18 protein-coding genes are annotated in these 21,086 nt (G+C 67.9%); 12 read left to right on the top strand and 6 right to left on the bottom strand.

Going from position 1 to position 21,086, the window contains the following annotated elements; all coding sequences use genetic code 11:
• The first annotated feature begins 15 nt into the window (after positions 1–15).
• Together cobA and BW39_RS10990 are read left to right on the top strand one after the other, a co-directional pair.
• Positions 16–828, top strand: coding sequence for a uroporphyrinogen-III C-methyltransferase (gene cobA / locus BW39_RS10995; RefSeq protein WP_013803477.1), 813 nt, complete (start codon positions 16–18; stop codon positions 826–828).
• 149 nt (positions 829–977) lie between these two features.
• Positions 978–4,019, top strand: a complete 3,042-nt coding sequence (locus tag BW39_RS10990) for an ATP-binding protein (RefSeq protein WP_235264192.1) — start codon at positions 978–980, stop codon at positions 4,017–4,019.
• On the opposite strand, the gene BW39_RS10985 is transcribed toward BW39_RS10990, so the two are convergent.
• The gene (locus BW39_RS10985; protein WP_013803479.1) at positions 4,006–4,509 is read right to left on the bottom strand and encodes an acyl-CoA thioesterase; all 504 of its coding nucleotides are present in this window, start codon (positions 4,507–4,509) and stop codon (positions 4,006–4,008) included. The two genes, BW39_RS10990 and BW39_RS10985, sit on opposite strands and share 14 nt — an antisense overlap.
• Before the next feature lie 185 nt (positions 4,510–4,694).
• Between BW39_RS10985 and BW39_RS10980 the strand changes: the two genes are divergently transcribed.
• The 3 genes from BW39_RS10980 (at position 4,695) to BW39_RS10970 (ending at position 6,862) form a co-directional block, all read left to right on the top strand.
• The gene (locus BW39_RS10980) at positions 4,695–5,915 is read left to right on the top strand and encodes an NAD(P)/FAD-dependent oxidoreductase (protein WP_034391433.1); all 1,221 of its coding nucleotides are present in this window, start codon (positions 4,695–4,697) and stop codon (positions 5,913–5,915) included.
• Positions 5,916–6,080: 165 nt separating this feature from the next.
• Positions 6,081–6,293, top strand: a complete 213-nt coding sequence (gene rpsU, locus BW39_RS10975; RefSeq protein ID WP_012204283.1) for a 30S ribosomal protein S21 — start codon at positions 6,081–6,083, stop codon at positions 6,291–6,293.
• A 122-nt stretch (positions 6,294–6,415) separates the two neighbouring features.
• Positions 6,416–6,862, top strand: a complete 447-nt coding sequence (locus BW39_RS10970; RefSeq protein ID WP_012204282.1) for a GatB/YqeY domain-containing protein — start codon at positions 6,416–6,418, stop codon at positions 6,860–6,862.
• 25 nt (positions 6,863–6,887) lie between these two features.
• Here the strand turns inward: BW39_RS10970 and BW39_RS10965 are convergent, their stop codons facing one another.
• A complete protein-coding gene (locus BW39_RS10965; protein WP_170962064.1) occupies positions 6,888–7,802 on the bottom strand; it encodes a LysR substrate-binding domain-containing protein in 915 nt (304 codons plus the stop codon).
• Positions 7,803–7,932: 130 nt separating this feature from the next.
• Here BW39_RS10965 and BW39_RS10960 point away from each other — a divergent pair, with 130 nt between their 5' ends.
• Positions 7,933–9,021, top strand: coding sequence for a tartrate dehydrogenase (locus tag BW39_RS10960; RefSeq protein ID WP_043821738.1), 1,089 nt, complete (start codon positions 7,933–7,935; stop codon positions 9,019–9,021).
• A 3-nt stretch (positions 9,022–9,024) separates the two neighbouring features.
• Here BW39_RS10960 and BW39_RS10955 read toward each other — a convergent pair whose 3' ends face one another.
• Together BW39_RS10955 and BW39_RS10950 are read right to left on the bottom strand one after the other, a co-directional pair.
• Positions 9,025–9,681 carry a Vgb family protein gene (locus BW39_RS10955; protein WP_043821735.1) on the bottom strand — a complete coding sequence of 219 codons (657 nt, stop codon included), beginning with the start codon at positions 9,679–9,681 and terminating at the stop codon, positions 9,025–9,027.
• A gap of 32 nt (positions 9,682–9,713) precedes the next feature.
• Positions 9,714–10,958, bottom strand: a complete 1,245-nt coding sequence (locus BW39_RS10950; protein WP_043821763.1) for a hypothetical protein — start codon at positions 10,956–10,958, stop codon at positions 9,714–9,716.
• Positions 10,959–11,113: 155 nt separating this feature from the next.
• Here BW39_RS10950 and BW39_RS10945 point away from each other — a divergent pair, with 155 nt between their 5' ends.
• Complete coding sequence (locus BW39_RS10945) at positions 11,114–12,700, top strand: alkaline phosphatase D family protein (protein WP_043821734.1); 1,587 nt, start codon at positions 11,114–11,116, stop codon at positions 12,698–12,700.
• A 112-nt stretch (positions 12,701–12,812) separates the two neighbouring features.
• Entirely contained in the window at positions 12,813–14,162 is a 1,350-nt protein-coding gene (gene gorA / locus BW39_RS10940; protein WP_034391427.1) for a glutathione-disulfide reductase, read from the top strand.
• Positions 14,163–14,181: 19 nt separating this feature from the next.
• Here gorA and BW39_RS10935 read toward each other — a convergent pair whose 3' ends face one another.
• Entirely contained in the window at positions 14,182–15,516 is a 1,335-nt protein-coding gene (locus BW39_RS10935; RefSeq protein WP_442854783.1) for an MFS transporter, read from the bottom strand.
• Positions 15,517–15,858: 342 nt separating this feature from the next.
• On the opposite strand from BW39_RS10935, the gene BW39_RS10930 reads away from it, so the two are divergent.
• A complete protein-coding gene (locus BW39_RS10930; RefSeq protein ID WP_052155317.1) occupies positions 15,859–16,938 on the top strand; it encodes a porin in 1,080 nt (359 codons plus the stop codon).
• Here BW39_RS10930 and BW39_RS10925 read toward each other — a convergent pair.
• Positions 16,929–17,699 (bottom strand): TetR/AcrR family transcriptional regulator, encoded by a 771-nt coding sequence (locus BW39_RS10925; RefSeq protein WP_052155316.1) that lies wholly within the window; start codon positions 17,697–17,699, stop codon positions 16,929–16,931. The two genes, BW39_RS10930 and BW39_RS10925, sit on opposite strands and share 10 nt — an antisense overlap.
• Before the next feature lie 115 nt (positions 17,700–17,814).
• On the opposite strand from BW39_RS10925, the gene BW39_RS10920 reads away from it, so the two are divergent.
• From BW39_RS10920 to BW39_RS10910, 3 genes are all read left to right on the top strand, one after another.
• Positions 17,815–18,843 carry an aromatic ring-hydroxylating dioxygenase subunit alpha gene (locus BW39_RS10920; RefSeq protein ID WP_034391421.1) on the top strand — a complete coding sequence of 343 codons (1,029 nt, stop codon included), beginning with the start codon at positions 17,815–17,817 and terminating at the stop codon, positions 18,841–18,843.
• A 10-nt stretch (positions 18,844–18,853) separates the two neighbouring features.
• On the top strand, positions 18,854–19,906 hold the full coding sequence (locus BW39_RS10915; protein WP_043821729.1) for a xylose isomerase: 1,053 nt from the start codon (positions 18,854–18,856) through the stop codon (positions 19,904–19,906).
• Positions 19,903–21,086, top strand: a 1,184-nt coding sequence (locus BW39_RS10910; protein ID WP_043821727.1) for an NAD(P)/FAD-dependent oxidoreductase, incomplete at its 3' end; no start/stop codon positions are given. The genes BW39_RS10915 and BW39_RS10910, both read left to right, overlap by 4 nt.

The raw sequence follows: 21,086 nt of genomic DNA, 5'->3' as shown, positions 1-21,086 counted from the left end.
AAACGGAGCCCCGCCATGACGACCCCGTCCCACACCCCCGCGAACACCGCCCGGCGCGGCACCTGCACCCTGGTCGGCGCAGGCCCCGGCGACCCGGAGCTGCTGACCATCAAGGCCCTCAAGGCCATACAGGCGGCCACCGTGCTGCTGGTCGATGACCTGGTCAGCGACGCCATCGTGGCCCATGCCGCGCCCACGGCGCGCATCGTCTACGTGGGCAAGCGCGGCGGCTGCAAGAGCACGCCCCAGGCCTTCATCGAAAAGCTCATGCTGAGCGCCGTGCAGGAGGGCGAGACCGTGGTGCGCCTGAAGGGCGGCGACCCCTTCATCTTCGGGCGCGGCGGTGAAGAGGTGGAGCACCTGCGCGAAGCGGGCGTCGAGGTCCAGGTCATCAACGGCATCACCGCTGGCCTGGCCGGGCTCACCAGCCTGGGCGCCCCGCTCACGCACCGCGACCGGGCGCACGGCGTGGTCTTCATCACGGGCCACGCCAAGCCCGGCGACAGCGGCACCGACTGGCGCCAGCTGGCCGCCACCGCGCGCGATGCGCGGCTCACCCTGGTGATCTACATGGGCGTGAGCAGCGTGGAGCACATCCGCGCCGAGCTGCTCAATGGCCTGCCCGCAGCCACGCCCGTGGCCGTGATCCAGCACGCCAGCCTGCCACAACAGCGCCACGCGCTGACCACGCTGGGCGCACTGGTGGAGTGCATTGCCGACACAGGCCTGGGCAGCCCCAGCGTCATCGTCGTTGGCGATGTGGTCCATGGCGTACGGGCAATGGCCGAACCTCAGACGCAGCTCACCGCTGCGGTTGCAGCCGCCTGAGTGCGAGATTGCTGCAATCAAAAATCTATCGATTCATAAAAGTCATTAGTTTTCATTAAAAATCCCCTGTTGGCTGCCGAAACGGCGTTTAGACCGTTTTGGCAGACCGTCAGCTCCGCCAGGCGGCGGTAGCGCCATCGGGGGATTCCATGAAAACACCAGGCCTTACTTTCACTTCCACAGCTGCGCAGATACGGCTGTCCGCATGGCGGCGCACGTGGTCGCCGCTGCTGGCCGGCTGCGCGCTTGGCATGGCCCTGCTCATGCCCGGCCTGGCTGGAGGCGCCGACATGGTGCTGGCCACGCGCGTCACGGCCGCTGCAAAACCCTGGCTCACGCCCGCGCACCGCCAGTGGCTGCAGGCGCGCGGGCCGCTGACCGTGGGCATTTCCCTGCCCGACCATCCTCCCCTGGAAATGATCGATGGCGAGCGCTTCCAGGGCATCACGGCCGACCACCTGGGCCTGCTGTTTCCCGCGCCGGTGCGCTTCAAGACCTATGGATCGCGCGTGGCCGTGCTCGATGCGCTGCGGCGCGGCGAGATCGACCTGGCCTGCGAGGGCACCGAGCTGGAGGCCGAACGCGCCGACCTGGCCCTGAGCGTGCCCTACCTGCCCAGCCAGCCCGTGCTGGTGTCGCTCTCGCATGCGCCCTTCGACGCGGAGCGCCGGGGCGCGCGGCTGGCCATGACGCGCGACCAGCTGTTGCGCTCCCAGGTTGCGGCCGCCTATCCTCTCAGCGAGCTGCTGACCTATGAAACACCCCGCCGCGCGCTGGAGGCGCTGAGCCTGGGCGAGATCGATGGCTTCATCGGCGACACGGTCACGGTGCACTACCTGATCCAGGCCAACTACCTGCTCAACCTGCGCGTGCAGGGCTTTGCCCCCATAGAGAGCCGGGGCTTCGGCATGCTGGTGCGGCATGACGATACGCAGTTGAAGGCCTATCTGGACCAGGCCCTGCCCGCCATCACCTTGCAGCATGGCGACGACATTCTGCACAGCTGGAGCGGCAGCCGCCGTCCGCTGCTGGGAAGCGACCGCGTGGCCCTGACACCCTCGGAAAAGCAGTGGCTGGATGCCCATCCCCGCATTCCCGTGGTGCTCAACAGCTCGCTGGGATCACTGGGAAAGCTGAATGCCGACCGCCAGGCCGAGGGCATAGGACCCGACTACCTGGACCTGATCAGCCACCGCGCCGGCCTGCAGTTCGACTACGTGACCGCACGCAACTACACCGAACTCGAGGCCATTCTGGGCTCGGGCAAGGCCCTGCTCACCCCCGTCTACACCTCGCCGCCGATTGCATCGCCCGATATCAAGCTGCTGCCGCCCTACCTGCGCAGCGCGGTGGTGGTGCTGGCCCGGCCCGAGGCGAACGCGGGCACACAGCGTGACAAGGGCATACACCACCTGCAGGGACTGGAGGGCAAGCGCGTGGCCATGGTGGCTGGCTTCTTCCTGGAGGACACGGTGCGCCGCGAGCATCCGCGCATACGGCTGCAGCTGTATCCCGACCTGGCCCAGGCCCTGGCCAGCGTGGCGGCCGATGACAGCGATGCCTTCGTCGGCAACGACTACGCAGCGCGCTATGCCAACGCCCAGCAATTGGGCAACCAGCTGCAGCTCACCGGCATCCTGGAGGACTACACCCGCCCCGTGAGCCTGGCCGTGCATGCCGCCGAGCCCGAGCTTCTGAGCATTCTGGAGAAGGCCCAGCTGTCCATCTCACCCGAAGAAATGGCCGAAATCGTGCGCCTGTGGGCGCCGCGCGATAGCGGCAGCGGCACGCGCTTTTGGCGCGAGCACCGCCAGCGCCTGCTGCTGCTGCTGGCAGCGCTGGCGCTGGCCACGGCCACCTCCCTGGTCTGGGGCTTTTACCTGAGCCGCCAGATGCGCAGGACGCGCCGTGCCGAGCGGCGCGCCGAGGCCGCCAACAGGGCCAAAAGCCTGTTCCTGTCCACCACCAGCCACGAGATACGCACGCCGCTGAGCGCCATCATCGGCCTGCTGGAGCTGGCGCAGGACCGCGAAAAACTCGGCCTGCCCCACCGCGATACGCTGGCCGCGGCCCACAAGGCCTCACAGGGCATGCTGCTGCTGCTGGGCAATGTGCTGGACCTGCACCGCATCGAGTCGGGCCACATCGACTCCACGCCCCAGCCCGTGGCGCTGCGGCCGCTGATCGAAGACATGGCCCCGCTGCTGCAGGGCCTGGCGCACGGCAAGCGGCTGTCGCTGCGCACCCAGGTTGGCAAGGGCGTGGACCACAGCGTGACGGCCGACCCGCTGCACCTCAAACAGGTGCTGTTCAACCTGCTGAGCAATGCCATCAAATTCACCGAACGCGGCAGCGTCACCCTGCGCGCGCAAGGCACCCGCCGCCATGACCGCCTGCTGCTGCAGATGGAGGTGGAGGACACCGGCATCGGCATTGCGCCGCAGGACCAGGCCCGGCTGTTCAAGCCCTTTTCGCAGGTGCCGGGAGCCCATCAGGACCAGGCCTTCGGCAGCGGCCTGGGCCTGAGCATCACGCGCCGCCTGCTGGAGCACATGGGGGGGACCATCACCCTGGAGAGCGTGCCGGGCCGGGGCTCACGCTTCACGGTCAGGTTGAGCCTGCCGCTGGTGGAGCCGGACGACAGGCTGTCGGCCGAAGAGGTATTGCCCCGGATCATGCCCGCGCCCCTGGAGCTGCGTGCAAAGGCCGATACAGGCACCGAGCCCCTGCCCGAAGTCCCGGCCGAGCCGGAACTCAGAATCCTGGCCGTGGAAGACTATATGTTCAATCGCGAGCTGCTCAAGAGCCAGCTCACCGCGCTGGGCCACGGCATCTCGCTGGCCGGCGATGGACAGGAGGCCTGGGCGCGTTGCCTGGTCGAGTCCTTTGATCTCATCATCACCGACGGCCGCATGCCGATCATGGACGGCTTCGAGTTCATCCGGCGCCTGCGTCGGCGGGAAGCCGAAAACCAGCTGCGCCGCTGCCGCGTGATTGCGCTGACCGCCAGTCCCGAGGCCTCCGAGGCCCTGCGCTACCTGCAGGCCGGTGCCGACGAGGTGCTGTCCAAGCCGGCCTCCATGGAAGACCTCAGGCGCGTCATCGAGCAGGTGCGGGACGAGTTGCAGGGCAGCGCGCCCGGCACCTGGCATCGGCCACCGGCCGCACCCTCCACGCTCAGCCCGGCTTGACCGAGCTGCTGGCCGTCACGCGGCTTTGCTCGAAGCGCTGGGCCAGCTCGCGGCGCAGGTCCTTGCGGATCAGCGCGGCCTGCCAGCGGCGCTTTTCCTCGTCGGTGGCCGGCACCAGCGTGGGCACGGGCGCAGGTTGCTTGTTCTCGTCCACCGCCACCATGGTGAAAAAGCAGCTGTTGACATGGCGCACCACCTGGGTGCGGATGTCCTCGGCCACCACCTTGATGCCGATCTCCATCGACGACTTGCCCGTGTGGTTGACGCTGGCCAGGAAGGTCACCAGCTCGCCCACGTGGATGGGCTGCAGGAACATCACCTGGTCCACGCTCAGCGTGACCACATAGCGGCCCGCGTAGCGGCTGGCGCAGGCATAGGCCACCTGGTCGAGCTGCTTGAGAACGGCGCCGCCATGGACGTTGCCCGAAAAGTTCGCCATGTCGGGCGACATGAGCACGGTCATGCTCAGCTGGTGCGATGGGAAATTCATCGCTGGATTTTAGGTCCCCCCTGAGTCGCTGCGCGCCTTCCCCCAGAGGGGGACGACACCCTCGGTGCGGGGCGGCCCTTCCTCGGTGTCCCTGGCTTCAGGACACGCCAGTTTCACAGGGCACGCGAAGGGCTGGCACAAGTGCGCGAGAATGGGCGCCCTTTTGCCCCCCGAGTGACGTTTTTGTGACCTCTTCCCTCTCTTTCGACGCCATCGTCATCGGCGCCGGCGCGGCCGGTCTGTTCTGTGCGGCCCAGGCCGGGCAGCGTGGCCTGTCGGTGCTGCTCCTGGACCACGCGGAGAAGGTGGCCGAGAAGATCCGCATCTCGGGCGGCGGCCGTTGCAACTTCACCAACCGCGATCTGGACGTGCGTGCGCCGCACAAGCACTTCGTGGGCGGCAACCCGCAGTTCTGCCGCTCGGCCCTGTCGCGTTACACGCCGGCCGACTTCATCGCGCTGATGGACAGGCACGGCATTGCCCACCATGAAAAGCACAAGGGCCAGCTGTTCGCCGACCGCTCGGCCGAGGACATCATCGCCATGCTGCTGGCCGAATGCCAGGCCGGCGGCGTGCAGCGCTGGCAGCCCTGCAAGGTTGATTCCGTCGTTCATGCGGATGGCCAGTACCGCCTGCAGACCAGCCGTGGCGCCGTGCAGGCGCCCAGCCTGGTCATCGCCACGGGCGGGCTGTCCATTCCCAAGATCGGCGCCACCGACTTCGGCTACCGCCTGGCCCAGCAGTTCGACCTGCCCCTGGTCGAGCGCGTGCCGGGCCTGGTGCCGCTGACCTTCGACGGCGAGGCCTGGGCCCCCTACGCCCAGCTCGCCGGCTTGGCCCTTCCGGTCGAGATCAGCACCGGCAGCAAGAAGGAACGCATGGCCTTCATGGAAGACCTGCTGTTCACGCACCGCGGCCTGTCCGGCCCCGCCGTGCTGCAGATCTCGAGCTACTGGAAGCCCGGCACGCCCCTGTGCATCAACCTCGCCCCCGAGGTGGACCTGCAGGACGAATTGCTCAAGGCCAAGTCGCGCTCGCGCAAGCTCATCGCCAACGAACTGGCGCAGTGGCTGCCCTCGCGCCTGGCCGATGCCTGGGTGCAGCAGGACGCGGCCTGGCAGCGCCCCATTGCCGAAGCCTCGGACAAAGCCCTGAACCAGCTGGCCGAGCGCCTGTCGCGCTGGGAGATCGTGCCCACCGGCACCGAAGGCTACAAGAAGGCCGAAGTGACGCTGGGCGGCGTGGACACGCGTGCGCTTTCGCAACAGACCATGGAATGCAAGACCCAGCCCGGCCTGTACTGCATCGGCGAGGTGGTGGACATCACCGGCTGGCTGGGCGGCTACAACTTCCAATGGGCCTGGGCCAGCGGGTATGCGTGCGCGCAGGCATTGCCTTGTGCGTGATTTGTCAGATCGCTTTCGTCTCGCGTATAATCGCCCGCTTTGCTGGCAATTGCCCCGTCGGCCAATACTAGTTAACTATTGACGGGGACCAACCGCTGAACATGGCTCTCAGGCCCGATCTTCCCGAGAACCCGCTGTCAGCACAGATATCTGGAAATCTAGCTAATGACCACCATCCGCGTAAAAGAAAACGAGCCCTATGAAGTTGCCCTGCGCCGCTTCAAGCGCACCATCGAAAAGCTCGGCCTGCTGACCGACCTGCGCGCTCGCGAGTTCTACGAGAAGCCCACATCCGAACGCAAGCGCAAGAAGGCTGCCGCCGTCAAGCGTCACTACAAGCGCGTTCGCAGCATGCAGCTGCCCAAGAAGCTGTACTGATCAGCCCTTGACCAGCCGGCTCTCGTCAGCCGCAAAACCCGCGCTCGGGACGCCAGGCGCGGGTTTTTTGTTTTTGTTTTTTGGTTTTTGTTTTCCGACGCCACTACCTCAGGAGAAATGCCATGAGCCTCAAGGCCCAGATCACCGAAGACATGAAGACCGCCATGCGCGCCAAGGACAGCGAACGCCTGGGCACCATCCGCCTGCTGCTGGCCGCGATGAAGCAAAAGGAAGTCGATGAGCGCGTCGAGCTCGACGACGCCGCCGTCATCGCCATCGTGGACAAGCTGATCAAGCAGCGCAAGGACAGCATCGCCGCCTTCGAGGGCGCGGGCCGCCAGGACCTGGCCGACAAGGAAAAGGCCGAAATGGCCGTGCTGACCGCCTACCTGCCCGCACGCATGTCGGCCGAGGAAGTGGCCACCGCCGTGAAGGCCATCGTGGCCGAGCTGGGTGCCTCCGGCCCCGGCGACATGGGCAAGGTCATGGGCGCGGTCAAGGCGCAACTGGCTGGCAAGGCCGACATGGGCCAGGTGTCCGCTGCCGTCAAGGCCGCCCTGGCAGGTTGAGCCTGCTGCGGCAGCCGCGCCCTTTTCAGGACGCTGCTGCCGCCCACTCCTGCTGAAAGTGCTCCTGCAGGAATTCAACACACACCCGCACCTTGGCCGACAGCTGCAGCCGCGTCGGATAGACCGCCCAGACATTGGCCTCCTGCCGCCATTCGGGCAGCAGCTGCACCAGGCGCCCGGCCTGCAGATGGGCGCCCACATCCCACAACGAGCGCAGCGCAATGCCGCGCCCGTCCACGGCCCACTGCACCACCATCTCGCCGTTGTTGGCCGACAGCGGCCCCGTGACCTTCACCGATTGCTCGGCGGCGCCCGCGCGCAGCCGCCACACGCCAAAGGCCTGGTCGCGCTCCTTGATGGCCAGGCAGTCGTGGGCCGACAGCTCGGCCGGCGTGCGCGGCGTGCCACGGCGCGCCAGGTAGGCAGGCGCCGCGCACAGCACGCGGTGGTTGTCGGCCAGCCGCCGCGCAATCAGGTGGGGCGCGATCTCGTCGCCCACGCGCACATCCAGATCGAAGCCCTCCCCCGCCACATCCACCAGCCGGTCGAACACATCCAGCCGCACCTGCAGCCCCGGATGGCGCTCCACCAGCCGGGACAGCGCCGGCGCGATCACATGCCGCCCGAAGCCGAAGCTGCTGCTCACGCGCAGCAGGCCGCGCGGCTCGCTGCGCGTGATGGCCACCTCCTGCATCAGCTGGTCCATGTCGTCGAGGATGCGCTGCGCCCAGTGGAATACGCGCTCGCCCTCCTCGGTCACGGCCACGCGGCGCGTGGTGCGGTGCAGCAGCTTCACGCCCAACTCCTGCTCCAGCAGGCGGATGCGCTTGCTCACATAGGCGGGCGATGCACCCAATTCCTCGGCCGCAGCGGCAAAGCCGGATTTGCGGGCCACCACGGTGAAGACACGCAGGTCTTCGGGAGCCGGTTGTTTATTCACGATCTGTAAACAATGGAACCACAGTTGGCCGATTGTATTTAGCCCTGGCGCAGCCAACAATGCCATGCATGCGGCCAGGCTGTCAGCGGCGCCGCTTCATATCCATCCATTCGATCCAAGGACAGACACCATGCAAGACACATTCAAGATCGCCGTCATCGCCGGTGACGGCATTGGCAAGGAAGTCATGCCCGAAGGCCTGCGCACGCTGGAGGCCGCCGCCAGCCGCTTTGCGATCAAGCTCGAATTCCACCATTTCGACTGGGCCCACTGCGACTACTACCTGGCCCACGGAAAAATGATGCCCGACGACTGGAAGGCGCAGCTCTGCGGCATGGACGCCATCTTCTTCGGCGCCGTGGGCTGGCCCGCCACCGTGCCCGACCATGTCTCGCTGTGGGGCTCGCTGCTCAAGTTCCGCCGCGAGTTCGACCAGTACATCAACCTGCGCCCCGTGCGCCTGTTCGAGGGCGTGCCCTGCCCGCTGGCCGGCCGCAAGCCCGGCGACATCGACTATTACGTGGTGCGCGAGAACACCGAAGGCGAATACACCTCGCTGGGCGGCATCATGTACGAGGGCACGGACCGCGAAATCGTGATCCAGGAATCGGTCTACTCGCGCAAGGGTGCCGAGCGCCTGCTCAAGTACGCCTTCGACCTGGCCCAAAGCCGCGAGCGCAAGCACGTCACCCTGGCCACCAAGAGCAACGGCATCGCCATCAGCATGCCCTGGTGGGACCAGCGCGCCGAGGACGTGGCCAAGGCCTACCCGGACGTCACGCTGGACAAGCAGCACATCGACATCCTGACCGCGCGCTTCGTGCTGCAGCCGGGCCGCTTCGACGTGGTGGCCGCCACCAACCTGTTCGGCGACATCCTCAGCGACCTGGGACCGGCCACCACGGGCACCATCGGCCTGGCCCCCTCGGCCAACCTCAACCCCGACCGCAGCTTCCCCAGCCTGTTCGAGCCCGTGCACGGCTCGGCGCCCGACATCTACGGCAAGAACATCGCCAACCCCATCGCCATGGTCTGGTCGGCAGCGCTGATGCTGGACTTCCTGACCCACGGCCATGGCGCAGGCCGCGCGGCGCACGACGCCATCGTTTCGGCCATCGAGGAAGTCATCAAGAACGGCCCCCGCACGCCCGACCTGGGCGGCACGGCCAGCACCACCGAAGTGGGCCAGGCCATCGCGGCACAGATCGCGGGCAGGTAGGCCTCAGGGCTGCTGCGCCTGCCGGGGCCGGCGCACGGCCCTGATGCGGCCGCTTTCTCCGCCGCCGCAGAAGAAGCGGTCGCCGCCGTCGGACTCCAGCCCCGACACGCCGGTGCCGGCCGGCATCTCCAGCCGCTGCAGCACGGCACCGCTGTCCGGGTCCAGGCGCCGCAGATCGCTCTGGCCCTCTTCCCAGGTGCCGTGCCACAACTGGCCGTCCACCCAGGTGACGCCGGTGACGAAGCGGTTGGACTGCAGGGTGCGCAGCACCGCCCCGGTGTCGGGATCGATCTGATGGATCTTGCGGCCGTGGTACTGCCCCACCCACAGCGAGCCCTCGGCCCAGGCCATTCCCGAATCGCCGGCATCACCACCGCCCCCGGGTGCAGGAATGGTGGCCAGCACATGGCCGGTGGACAGGTCGATCTTCTGGATACGGTCATTGGCGATCTGGAACAGATGCCGGCCATCGAAGGCCGTGCCGGCATCGCCCGGCACAGGGATGCTGCGCACGATCCGGCCGCTGTCGGGGTCCAGCGCCTGCAATTGGGTGCCGGTGGCGAACCAGACCTGGCTGCCGTCGTAGGACACCCCGTGCACGCAATCGATGCCGGGAAAGGGACCGTACTCGCGGATGATTTCTGCAGCTTCTGTCTTCATGCGGAACTCCTGGTTGCGTTGGTCGGCCCATGCTAGCCAGCCGGCAGCACAGCGGGGAGTAACAAAGTCGTCGTGAATCCCGGCGCAGGCCGGGCCACCCAGCGGCGGGCGCGTCCCCGGCCCACGGGCTGCGCCAGCGCGTCGCGCTCCAGCGCCTCCAGGGTCCTCTGGACGCTGCGCTGGCTCGCGCCCAGTGCCAGGGCCAGCGCCGAACTGGCCCAGGCCTCGCCATCGGAGAGCAGCGCCAGCACCGGCCCGCACAGCACGCCCGGCGCACCTTCCAAGGGCCGTGCCAGCACGGCCACCCGGGCCTGCCGGGGCGCCAGCACAAATCCCAGGGGCGTGGCGTGAACTTCTGCCAGCGGCCGCAGCAGGCGGCGCAGGCGGCCGATCTCGACACGCAGACGCGCACGGTACGAATCATCGGCCTGCCGGGCGCGAAATACCTGCGCCACCAGCGCCTCGCGTGAGACATCGCCGGGCCAGGCCTCGCCCAGCGCGCGCGCCAGCGCGAACAGCACCGGGCGCCCCGCCAGCGAGACCGCCACCGCTCCGGCGCGCACCGCATGACGGCAGGCATCCACCACCAGCGCGCCCGAGGCCAGCAGGGTCCCGGCCTCATCCAGCGACAGCAGCTTCTGAGCCTGCGATCCGGCCGGCTCCCGCTCCAGCAGCACCGCAGCAGGCGCGTGCAGGGCCTGGGCGGCCTGCCCCACCTCGGCGGCCAGTGCTGCAATGCCGGCGGCGCCGGCCGCCTGCGCGGCATCGGCCAGCGCACTGTGCGACGCACGGATGTCCAACCGGCGCATGGCGATACCCGCCAGGGCCAGGGCATGGAACGCCTGCAAGGCGGCAGGCAGCAGCGCGGGCCGCAGTCCGCCCAGCAGACCCTCGGCCTCGCCCAGGCGGCCCAGCAGCAGGCAACGGCGTATTTCCAGATAGCCTGCATGCGCGGCGTTCACAGCATCGCCATGCGCCTGCAGCACCGCTCGCGCCGCAACCAACCTGCGGGCCGGCCATGCCAGCTCGCGCAGGGCCAGTGCAATCTCGGCCTCGGCCACTACGCAGCGGGCGCGGGCCACGGCCTCATGGGCGCCGAAGGCGCGCGCAGCGCTGCGCAGCAAGGCCCTGGCCCGCACCAGATCGCCCAGTTGCGCCATGGCGATGCCACGCAGTGCCAGCGCGGGCGCATCGTCGCGCAGCGCCACCCGGTTCAGCGCGCCAAGGGGGTCGCCAACCGCGAGCGCACGGGCCGCCGCCGTGATCAGAGAATCCATGCCCATCCCATCCATCGTGTGCGGCACGGCTGTGCCTGCAATTCATCCCGGGCCAACGCACGGTCACGGCCCGGTCATCGGTGGGCGCTAGGCTGGGTCGCCAAACGCCCTGCCAAACGCTCTGCCAAACGCTTTGCCACACCCACTCCCCCGCCATGATGCTCCGCCGCCATCTTCTGCTGTCCACGGCTGCCGGCTCGCTGCTGCCCTCCATCCTCCGGGCCCAGTCCGCACCCGCCGCCATCACGCGCGACGCGGCGCGGCCGCTGCTGCCCTCGGGCCTGCAAAGCGGCGATGTGCTGGCTGACCGCGCCATCGTCTGGGCGCGCGCCAGCCGCGATGCGCGCATGTGGATCGAATGGTCCACCACCTCCGGCTTTGCCAACCCCACGCGCGTGCGCGGGCCGGATCTGCTGATGGACAGCAGCGACGGCACGGGCCGCATCGACCTGCAGGGCCTGCCTGCGGGCCAGGACATCTTCTACCGCGTGGTGCTGGAGGACTTTGCCAGCGCCAATGTGCGCTCGCCCGCCGTGCAGGGACACTTTCGCACGCCGCTGGCGGCGGGCATGCCCGCCACTCGGCCGCTGCGCCTGGTGTGGAGCGGCGACACGGCGGGCCAGGGCTTCGGCATCAACGAAGCCTTTGGCGGCATGCGCATCTACGAGGCCATGCGCAGGACCGACCCCGACGTGTTCCTGCACAGCGGCGACACCATCTATGCCGACGGCCCCATTGCCGCGCAGATGAAGCTGCGCGACGGCACGCTGTGGAAGAACCTGGTCACGCCCGAGGTCGCCAAGGTGGCCGAGACGCTGGACGAATTCCGGGGCCGCCACCGCTACAACCTCATGGACGCCAACGTGCGCGCGCTGGGCAGCGAGGTTGCCCAGATCTGGCAGTGGGACGACCACGAGGTCACCAACAACTACTCGGACAGCAAGAGCGTGGCCAACGACGCGCGCTACACAGAAAAGAACGTGCAGCTGCTGGCGGCGCGCGGCCAGCGCGCCTTCATGGAATACGCGCCCATGCGTCCCTTCGGCGCGGCCATGCACCAGCGCCTGTACCGCCGCCTGCCCCAGGGCCCGCTGGCCGACATCTTCGTGATCGACATGCGCAGCCACCGCGGCCCCAACAGCCACAACCTGCAGGCGGCCGAAGGCCCGGACACCGACATGCTGGGCCGCCCCCAGGTGCAGTGGCTGCTGGACGGCCTCAAGCGCAGCCGCGCCACCTGGAAGCTGATCGCCAGCGACATGCCCATCAGCCTCTTCGTGCCCGATGGCAAGGATGCCGAGGGCCGCGCCCAGTGGGAGGCCGTGGCCAATGGCGAGCATGGCGCACCCCGGGGCCGCGAGCTGGAGATGGCGCGCCTGCTCAAGGGCATCAAGGACGCGGGCATCCACAACGTGGTCTGGCTCACGGCCGACGTGCACTACACGGCGGCCCACCATTTCAGCCCCGAGCGCGCCAGCTTCCAGGACTTCGACCCGTTCTGGGAATTCGTCTCCGGCCCGCTGAATGCGGGCGGCTTCGGACCCAACGAGATGGACAAGACCTTTGGCGGCGAAGTCGTTTTCCAGAAAAGCGCGGGCCACGCCAACTCGGCGCCCAGCGAAGGCTTCCAGTTCTTCGGCCAGCTCGACATAGACCCCCGCAGCCAGGCGCTGACCGTGGTGCTCAAGGACCTGGACGGCAAGGCGCTGTACACGAAGACGCTGGAGCCTCAGCGCAGCTGAGCCTGCCGCCTGGAGATCACGGCATTGCCCCCGCCGCAGGCCCCTGGCCGGCGAACAGGGCAAGATGGCCGGCTGCGGCATTCGGGCCGCTCAGACACAGCACGGAATCTCCATGAAGCACTACGACTACATCGTCATCGGCGGCGGCAGCGGCGGCATTGCATCGGCCAACCGCGCCGCCATGCACGGGCGCCACTGCGCGCTGATCGAAGCCGGCGAGATCGGCGGCACCTGCGTCAACGTGGGCTGCGTGCCCAAGAAGGTCATGTGGCATGCGGCCCAGATCGGCGAGGCCATGCACCGCTACGGCCCCGACTACGGCTGGGATGCCACCGTCGACCGCCTGGACTGGCAGCGCCTGCTGGACAGCCGCAGCGCCTACATCGACCGCATCCATGCCTCGTATGAAAGCGGCCTGGCGCGCAACAAGGTCGAGCTGATCCAGGGCTTCGGCCGCTTCGTGGATGCGCGCACCGTGGAGGTGGGCGGCCAGCGGCTCAGTGCCGATCACATCCTCATCGCCACGGGCACGCGCCCGGCACGGCCCGACATTCCGGGCGCCGAGCTGGGCATTGACTCCGACGGCTTCTTCGCCCTCAAGGCCCTGCCTGCACGCACGGCCGTGGTGGGTGCCGGCTATATCGCCGTGGAGATTGCCGGCGTACTGCACGCGCTGGGCTCGCAGACCCATCTGTTCCTGCGCCAGAACTCGGCACTGCGCGGGTTCGATCCGCTGCTGAGCCAGACCCTGATGGAGATCATGGAGGCCGAAGGCCCCGCCGTGCACCGCCAGGCCACCCCGAAGGCCGTGGTCCGCAACGCAGACGGCAGCCTGGACCTGCAACTGCAGGACGGCAGCAGCCACACCGTGGACTGCGTGGTCTGGGCCGTGGGCCGCCGACCCGACACCTCGGGCCTGAACCTGGAGGCCGCGGGCGTGGCGCTGCAGGACAGCGGCCACATCGCGGTGGACAAGTTCCAGGACACCAATGTGCCCGGCATCCACGCCGTGGGCGACATCACGGGCCGCATCGAACTCACGCCCGTGGCCGTGGCCGCCGGCCGGCGCCTGTCCGAGCGCCTGTTCAACGGCAAGACCGGCGAGCACCTGGACTACGACAACGTGCCCACCGTGGTCTTCAGCCACCCGCCCATAGGCACCGTGGGCCTGACCGAGCCGCAGGCACGCGAGCGCTTTGGCGACGATCAGGTCAAGGTCTACCAATCGGCCTTCACGGCCATGTACACGGCCGTCACGCGCCACCGCCAGCCCGCGCGCATGAAGCTGGTCTGCGTGGGCCCCGAGGAACGCATCGTGGGCATACACGGCATCGGCCTGGGGATGGACGAGATGCTGCAGGGCTTTGCCGTGGCCCTGAAGATGGGTGCCACCAAGCGCGACTTCGACGACACCGTGGCCATCCACCCCACGGCGGCCGAGGAGTTCGTGACCATGCGCTGAACAGGCGCACAGCCTGACCTCAGCGGTTGACCACGGCCTTGGGCAGGGCCAGCGTCAAGAGGCTGCCGGCCACCAGGCAGGCGGCGAACAGCAGCAGGCCTGCGCTCGACGAGTGCGTGAGATCCTTGAGCCAGCCCAGCAAATAGGTGGCCGCAAAGCCTCCCAGGTTGGCAATGGAGGCGATCAGCGCAATGCCTGCGGCCGCCGCCGGCCCCGTCAGGAACGTGGCGGGCAGGCACCAGAACACGGGAAAGGCTGCCATGATGCCCGCCGTCGCCAGAGAGAACAGCAGCACGGTGGCGAACACATGGCCGGTGTACAGCGTGCTCAGAGCCATGGCGGCCGCGCCCGCCAGTGCCGGCAGCACGATGTGCCAGCGCCGCTCGCGGCGCCGGTCGGAGCTGATGCCGTTGAGCAGCAGCGCAGCGATGGCAAAGGCATTGGGAACGGCCGTGAGCAGGCCGATCTCGGCCGTGCTCCTGACCCCGGCCTCGCGGATGATGGTGGGCAGCCAGAAGCTGATGGCATAGGTGGACATCATCAGGCTCAGGTCGATCAGGCCCAGCAGCCAGACCCGGCCGCTGGACAACGCCGCCCACAGCGAATGGTGGGACTCGGCCAGCCTGTCGCTGTCGAGGTTGGCGCGCAGCACGCCCTTGTCGCGCGGCGACAGCCATTGGGCCGACTCGATGCTGTTGGGCAGGTAGACGAAGACCAGCAGGCCCAGCACCACCGAGGGAATCGCCTCCAGGAAGAACAGCCACTGCCAGCCCGCATGGCCACGCACGCCGGCAAAGGCCGTCATGATCCAGCCCGACAGCGGCGCCCCGACCAGGCTGGCCAGCGGCAGGCCGATCAGGAACAGCGCCATGATCTTGCTGCGCATGCGCGTGGGATACCAGTAGGTCAGGTACAGCATGACGCCGGGAAAGAACCCCGCCTCGGCCACACCCAGCAGAAAGCGCAGCACATAGAACTGCATGGGCGTGCTCACGAACATGGTCGCGCCCGAGATCAGGCCCCAGGTGATCATGATCCGCGCGATCCACAGCCGCGCGCCCATGCGCGCCAGCACCAGGTTGCTGGGCACCTCGAAGAGGATGTAGCCCACGAAGAACAGGCCCGCACCCAGGCCGTAGACCGTCTCGCTGAAGCCCAGGTCCTGCTGCATCTGCAGCTTGGCCAGCCCCACGTTGATGCGGTCCAGATAGGCGGCCAGGTAGCACAGGCAGAAGAAGGGCACGAGCCGCCACGTCACGCGCCCGTACAGCTGCCGCCGCTCCTTCTCCTGCTCCCGCAAGTGGACCCCCTGCCCCTGCATACCGCCAATGCCTGCATTGCTGTGAACTGACATTTCAGCTCCTTGCTGTGTTGACCATTGCCACCGTTCATGGCCCTGCGTCGCCGCGTTGGCGCACTGCAGCCGGATCCGGCGGAAACATCTGTCTGCAGTGGAAATTTCAAGTGCCTACGCTCAATGCTACGCACGATAGTCAAAAACAAATCAAGTAGTTTCCCGATAGTCATCATCCATCAATGCGCACAAAAATCCCTGTACGCAAAGGAAACAAGGGGCATCAACTCACGCAATACCTTGGTGCTCCTTTGCAGTGAACCCGACTCAATTCAAGTGCATACGCTTCAAAAGCCCGAACCCGCGGAATGACATCCGTGATCAGAACCAAGGAGACACCCCATGCCCAGACTGCATTCAAGGACAGGACACGCCATTGCCCTGGCCACCCCGGCACTTGCCCTGCTCCATGCCATCGCCCCGCTGCCGGCGGGCGCGCAGGTCACGCTGCAGGGTCAGATCGATGCCTTCGCGGGGTTCTCGCGCCCGCTGGGCGCGGACAAGGGCACGGGCGTTCTCACGCCAGGCGGCATGCAGACGAATTTCTGGGCCTTGCGCGGAACGGAGGACCTGGGTTCTGGATTGAAGGCCGTGTTTGCACTGGAGGCCTTCTACCGCGCGGACAGCGGCGCCGAAGGGCGTTTTGCCAATGACGCCTTCTTTGCGCGCAGCGCCTATGTGGGCCTGAGCGGCGGCTGGGGCACGCTGCAACTGGGGCGCAACACCACCCCCTACTGGCTGGCCACCATCGCATTCAACCCGTATGCAGGGTCCTTTTCGTTCTCACCCGCGGTGCTGCACAGCTTCGGGCCCAACGGCACGGCCGCCGCGCCGCTGCGGGGCGACTCAGGCTGGAGCGACAGCCTGCTCTACAACAGCCCGTCCTGGGGCGGATTCACGGCACGGCTGCAGTACTCGTTCGAGCCGCCGGCCGGCACGCCCGCATCCCAGCGCCGCGATGCGGACAAATACGGCGCCAGCCTCAGCTATGCGGGCGGCGCATTCGCCGCCGCCCTCGCCTACCAGAGCGTGGCCTATCCCAATGCCGCCACCACCGCTACCGCCACCGGCTTTGACCGCCAGAGCGCCTGGCTGCTGGGCGGCTCCTACGATCTGGGCATGGTCAAGCTGTTCGCCCAGTACCAGCGGCTGGCCGACACCGTGGCCGGCGCGGACCGCCGCAGGAACAGCGGCCAGTTCGGCCTGTCCATTCCCGCAGGCCCGGGCGCCGTGCTGGCCTCATATGGCCATGCGCGCACCTCGGGCGCCGAAGACGCCAGGCGCAACACCTGGGCCGTGGGCTATGACTACCCACTGTCCAAGCGCACGGACATCTACCTCAACAGCCTGCACGACCGCATCACGGGCACGGGCGCCGGCAGCGGCCAGACCTGGGGCCTGGGCCTGCGCCACTATTTCTGAGTCCTGGGCTGGGGCTGGGCCGGTGGCTGCTGCACCACGCGCAACACCGTCTCCACCATGTGGTCGCCCCAGCGCTGCAGCTCGGCCTGCTGCAGCAGCTCCTTGTCGAAGAAGGCGCTCAGCGTGTGGCGATTGGAGAGGTAGAAGTAGCCCAGTCCCATGACCGTGATGTAGAGATCGTCGATGTGCACATCGGGACGGAACAGGCCCTGGGCCATTCCCGATTCCACGGCCTTGCGCAGCAGCGTGATGGCGTTGGGAAAGAAGTCGCGTATGCCCGAAGCCTTCTTCAGGTGCTTGCCCTTGAGCAGGTTTTCGGTGTTGAGCAGGAAGATCAGTTCCGGGTGCTCCTGGTAGTAGCGCCACATGAAGCGCACCACGGCCTCCAGCGCCGCGCGCGGATCGTCGAAGTCCACCAGCAGCTTCGCCTCGGCCTCCACCAGCTTGCGGTAGGCGTTCTCCAGCACGGCGGCGAACAGCTTGTCCTTGCTACCGTAGTGGTAGTAGAGAAGGCTCTCGTAGCACTTGGCCTGCTTGCCGATGCGCTGCACGCTGGCGCCGTCGTAGCCACTTCTGGCGAACTCGATCTCGGCCGCCAGCAAGATGGCCTCCTTGGTCGTCTTGCCGGTCTTGGCAGTCCGCTTGCGCCCCGCAGACGCCTTGGCAGGGGCCTTGGAAGGGGCCGACTTCGCAGCGGCTTTCCTGGCGGGCGCAGCCTTGCGCTTCGGGGTGGCGGGAACTTCCTCGGGATCAGTGGTCATGGGCACGGCGTCAGGTGAAGGGGCGTTGCGTCGGCCATTCTAGGGAAAAACGCCATATTGAAATTGAGTGTTCACTCAAACAAAATTGAGTGAACACTCAATAAGGAGAGTCCCCATGGAAACCTATGTACTCGATACCTGGTACCCGCTGACCTGGTCGCGCAACGTGGGCCGCCAGCTGTCGGCGCACCGCATCGTCGAACGCGACGTGGTGCTCTACCGCACCGAGGCCGGCGCCGTCGTGGCCATGGAGGACGCCTGCCCCCACCGCCTGCTGCCGCTGTCCATGGGCAAGCTCAAGGGCGATGCCATCGAATGCGGCTACCACGGCCTGACCTTCGACTGCAGCGGCCGCTGCACGCGCGTGCCGGGCCAGGACATGATCCCGGGCAACGCCGTGGTGACCACCTATCCGGTCAAGGAGAACATGGGCCTGGTCTGGATCTGGATGGGCGATCCCTCGCGCGCCGACAGCGTGCCGGTGTTCGACCTGCCCCAGTACCACGACCCGGCGTGGAGCGCCGTCGAAGGCGATGCGCTGCGCATAGAGGCCAACTACCTGAACCTGGCCGACAACCTCTGCGACCCCGCCCATGTGAGCTTCGTGCACCTGAGCACGCTGGGCAACGCGGCCAGCGAGGACATCCCCGTGCACCACGAGGAGCTGGACGGCCGCATCGTCACCTGGCGCTGGATCATCGATGCGCCGGCCATTCCGCTGTTCGCCAAGTACGGCAATTTCAGCGGCAACGTGGACCGCTGGCACTACTACCACTACCACGCGCCCAGCATCGCCATCATCGACTTCGGCAGTGCCGCCACGGGCACGGGCGCACCCGAGGGCCGGCGCGACAACTGCATGCAGATCTATGCCTGCCACTTCATGACGCCCGTGGACCGGAACACCTCCATCGACCACTGGCTGCACGTCAAGAACTTCACGGCCGATGCCGACACCAATGCGGCCCTCTCTGCCGACTTCCGCGTCGCCTTCGCCGAGGACAAGGCCATCCTCGAAGCCATAGAGCGCAACGAAAAGCGCTTTGCCACGCGCAAGACCATCAAGATCGCCATCGATGCGGCCCCCCGGCGCATGCGCCGCATGGTGGACCGCATGATCGAGGGCGCACCCACGGGCGGCTGAGGAGCGGGCCATGCACGACGATACCCACCCGACCCTCCCGCCGATCGGCTGCAACGGCCGTGGCGTGCAGCGCTCCTCGCGCCACCAGCCCATCGGCCTTCAGGAGCTGCCCATACGCGAGCAGTTCCGCCTGGTCAGTGAAACCGGCGCCTTCGACTGCTTCGACCGCCTGCCTCTGCGCACGCAAATGGCCGAGTACGAGGCCGCCATCGCCGAGTTCAACCTGCCCGTGCACACGGCCAGCTGGTTCTACCGCCTGGGCGAGGACGAGGCCCTGCTGGCCCACAACCTGCGCATCTGCCAGGCCATAGGCGCGCGCTGCCACAACATCATGACCTTCAAGCACCACCGCGACGGCCATGTGCTGGACGATGCCGAGATCACCGACCACTACCTGCGCGTCTACGACGACGCCATGTCTCTGGGCGTGGAGCCCAGCTTCGAGCTGCACGTCAACATGTGGACCGAGGATTTCCTGCGCGTACGCGAGGTGGCCCGGCGCGTGCAGGCGCATGGCGTGCCCTTCCACTTCACGCTGGACTACAGCCATGTGAACTTCAAGATCGGCAACCCGGCCGAGCAGGAACTGTCGGGCGTGCGCGAACTGGTCGAGAGCGGCGAACTGGTGCTGGACCCCTTCGAGCCCGGCTCGCTGTGCGAACAATGGCTGGACATGGGCATCGTGCGCTGGGCCCAGCTGCGCGCAGCCGGCCCCAACCAACCCCTGAACCTGTGGCACCACAACGAGGACGGCAGCCCGGGCCGGGGCATCCAGTACCCCATGCTGCGGCCCGGCCCCGGCGAATGGCATTCGCCCTGGCACGCCTATCTGCTGGAGCCCTCCAAAGAGGCCATCCGCAAGGTGCTGGCCTACCACCACGCGCACCCGCACAGCCCGCTGCGCCACCTCACCACCGAATTCATCAACCTGCCCGACTACGGCCTGGGCGCACGCTATGACCTGCTGGCGCAGAACGTGGCGGCCGCACGCTTCATGCGGCAAGCCTGGGACGAGATCTGCGCCCGCCCCGCAGTCCAGGCCTCGTGCAAAGGTGCATCATGACCCCCGCACAACACCCCCAAGGCCACGCCGTCATCATCGGCGCCGGGCATGCCGGCGGCACCCTGGCCGCCCTGCTGCGCCAGTACGGCCACCCGGGTCCCATCACCCTGGTCGGCGGCGAAGACCTGCCGCCCTACCAGCGCCCGCCGCTGTCCAAGGCCTGGCTGCAGCAGGCCATGGGCCCGGACGATCTGCTGCTGCGGCCCGCCAGCGCCTATGCCGACCAGGCCATTGCCTTGCGCCTGGGCGTGCGCGCCATGGCCATAGAGCCGGGCTCGCGGCAGGTAGCGCTGAACGACGGGTCGGCACTGCACTACGACCACCTGGTCATTGCCACAGGCGCCGCACCGCGCTGGCTGGCCCTGCCCGGGGGTGAGCGGCCCGGCGTGACCTACCTGCGCACCATGGAAGACGCGCAGGCGCTGCGGGGCCACCTGCAGACCGCCCGCTGCCTGGCCATCATCGGCGGCGGCTATGTGGGTCTCGAAGTCGCGTCCACGGCCCGCAAGCTGGGGGTGCAGGTCCGGGTCATCGAGCGCGAAGGCAGGCTGCTGTCGCGCAGCGCCTCGCCCCAGATGGCCGCACATCTGCACGGCCTGCATGCAGGCCAGGGCGTGGAGGTGCATTTCAACGCCTCGGTCACCGCCATCCAGGGCGACAGCCCCACCGGCATCACGGGCCTGAGGATGGCCGATGGCTCCCGCCTGGAGTGCGATGCCGTGCTCATCGGCGTGGGCGCAGCGCCCAGCGTGGAGCTGGCGCAGTCCCTCGGCCTGGACTGCGCGGGCGGCATTGCCGTGGACGGCGAAGGCCGTACCGCCATGGCCGGCATCTACGCCATAGGCGATGCCACGCGCCGCCCCCTGGCCGGCTACCCCGGGCTGCACCGGCTAGAAAGCGTGCCCAGCGCGCTCGAACAGGCCCGGCGCGCAGCCTGCGCCATCACGGGCCGCGCACTGCCCGCCCATGAAGCGCCCTGGTTCTGGTCCGATCAGTACGACACCAAGCTGCAGATCGCCGGCCTGCCCGGCCATGGCGACCAGACCGTGCTGCGCGGCGACCCGGCCAGCGGCAGGTTCGCCGTCCTGCACCTGCGAGGTGGCCAGCTGTGCGCCGCCGAATGCGTGAACTCACCGGGCGAATTCATGGCAGCGCGCAAGGCCATCGCCGCCACGGACTG

The sequence above is a fragment of the Delftia sp. RIT313 genome, assembly GCF_000632165.1.
Taxonomy (GTDB): domain Bacteria; phylum Pseudomonadota; class Gammaproteobacteria; order Burkholderiales; family Burkholderiaceae_C; genus Comamonas; species Comamonas acidovorans.
This window is presented reverse-complemented; position numbering and strand designations above follow the sequence as displayed.

Coding starts and splice junctions, on each gene's coding strand:
- cobA (WP_013803477.1), top strand. CDS start 16: ATGACGACCCCGTCCCACACCCCCGCGAACACCGCCCGGCGCGGCACC.
- BW39_RS10990 (WP_235264192.1), top strand. CDS start 978: ATGAAAACACCAGGCCTTACTTTCACTTCCACAGCTGCGCAGATACGG.
- BW39_RS10985 (WP_013803479.1), bottom strand. CDS start 4,509: ATGAATTTCCCATCGCACCAGCTGAGCATGACCGTGCTCATGTCGCCC.
- rpsU (WP_012204283.1), top strand. CDS start 6,081: ATGACCACCATCCGCGTAAAAGAAAACGAGCCCTATGAAGTTGCCCTG.
- BW39_RS10970 (WP_012204282.1), top strand. CDS start 6,416: ATGAGCCTCAAGGCCCAGATCACCGAAGACATGAAGACCGCCATGCGC.
- BW39_RS10960 (WP_043821738.1), top strand. CDS start 7,933: ATGCAAGACACATTCAAGATCGCCGTCATCGCCGGTGACGGCATTGGC.
- BW39_RS10955 (WP_043821735.1), bottom strand. CDS start 9,681: ATGAAGACAGAAGCTGCAGAAATCATCCGCGAGTACGGTCCCTTTCCC.
- BW39_RS10950 (WP_043821763.1), bottom strand. CDS start 10,958: ATGGATTCTCTGATCACGGCGGCGGCCCGTGCGCTCGCGGTTGGCGAC.
- BW39_RS10945 (WP_043821734.1), top strand. CDS start 11,114: ATGATGCTCCGCCGCCATCTTCTGCTGTCCACGGCTGCCGGCTCGCTG.
- gorA (WP_034391427.1), top strand. CDS start 12,813: ATGAAGCACTACGACTACATCGTCATCGGCGGCGGCAGCGGCGGCATT.
- BW39_RS10935 (WP_442854783.1), bottom strand. CDS start 15,516: ATGTCAGTTCACAGCAATGCAGGCATTGGCGGTATGCAGGGGCAGGGG.
- BW39_RS10930 (WP_052155317.1), top strand. CDS start 15,859: ATGCCCAGACTGCATTCAAGGACAGGACACGCCATTGCCCTGGCCACC.
- BW39_RS10925 (WP_052155316.1), bottom strand. CDS start 17,699: ATGACCACTGATCCCGAGGAAGTTCCCGCCACCCCGAAGCGCAAGGCT.
- BW39_RS10920 (WP_034391421.1), top strand. CDS start 17,815: ATGGAAACCTATGTACTCGATACCTGGTACCCGCTGACCTGGTCGCGC.
- BW39_RS10915 (WP_043821729.1), top strand. CDS start 18,854: ATGCACGACGATACCCACCCGACCCTCCCGCCGATCGGCTGCAACGGC.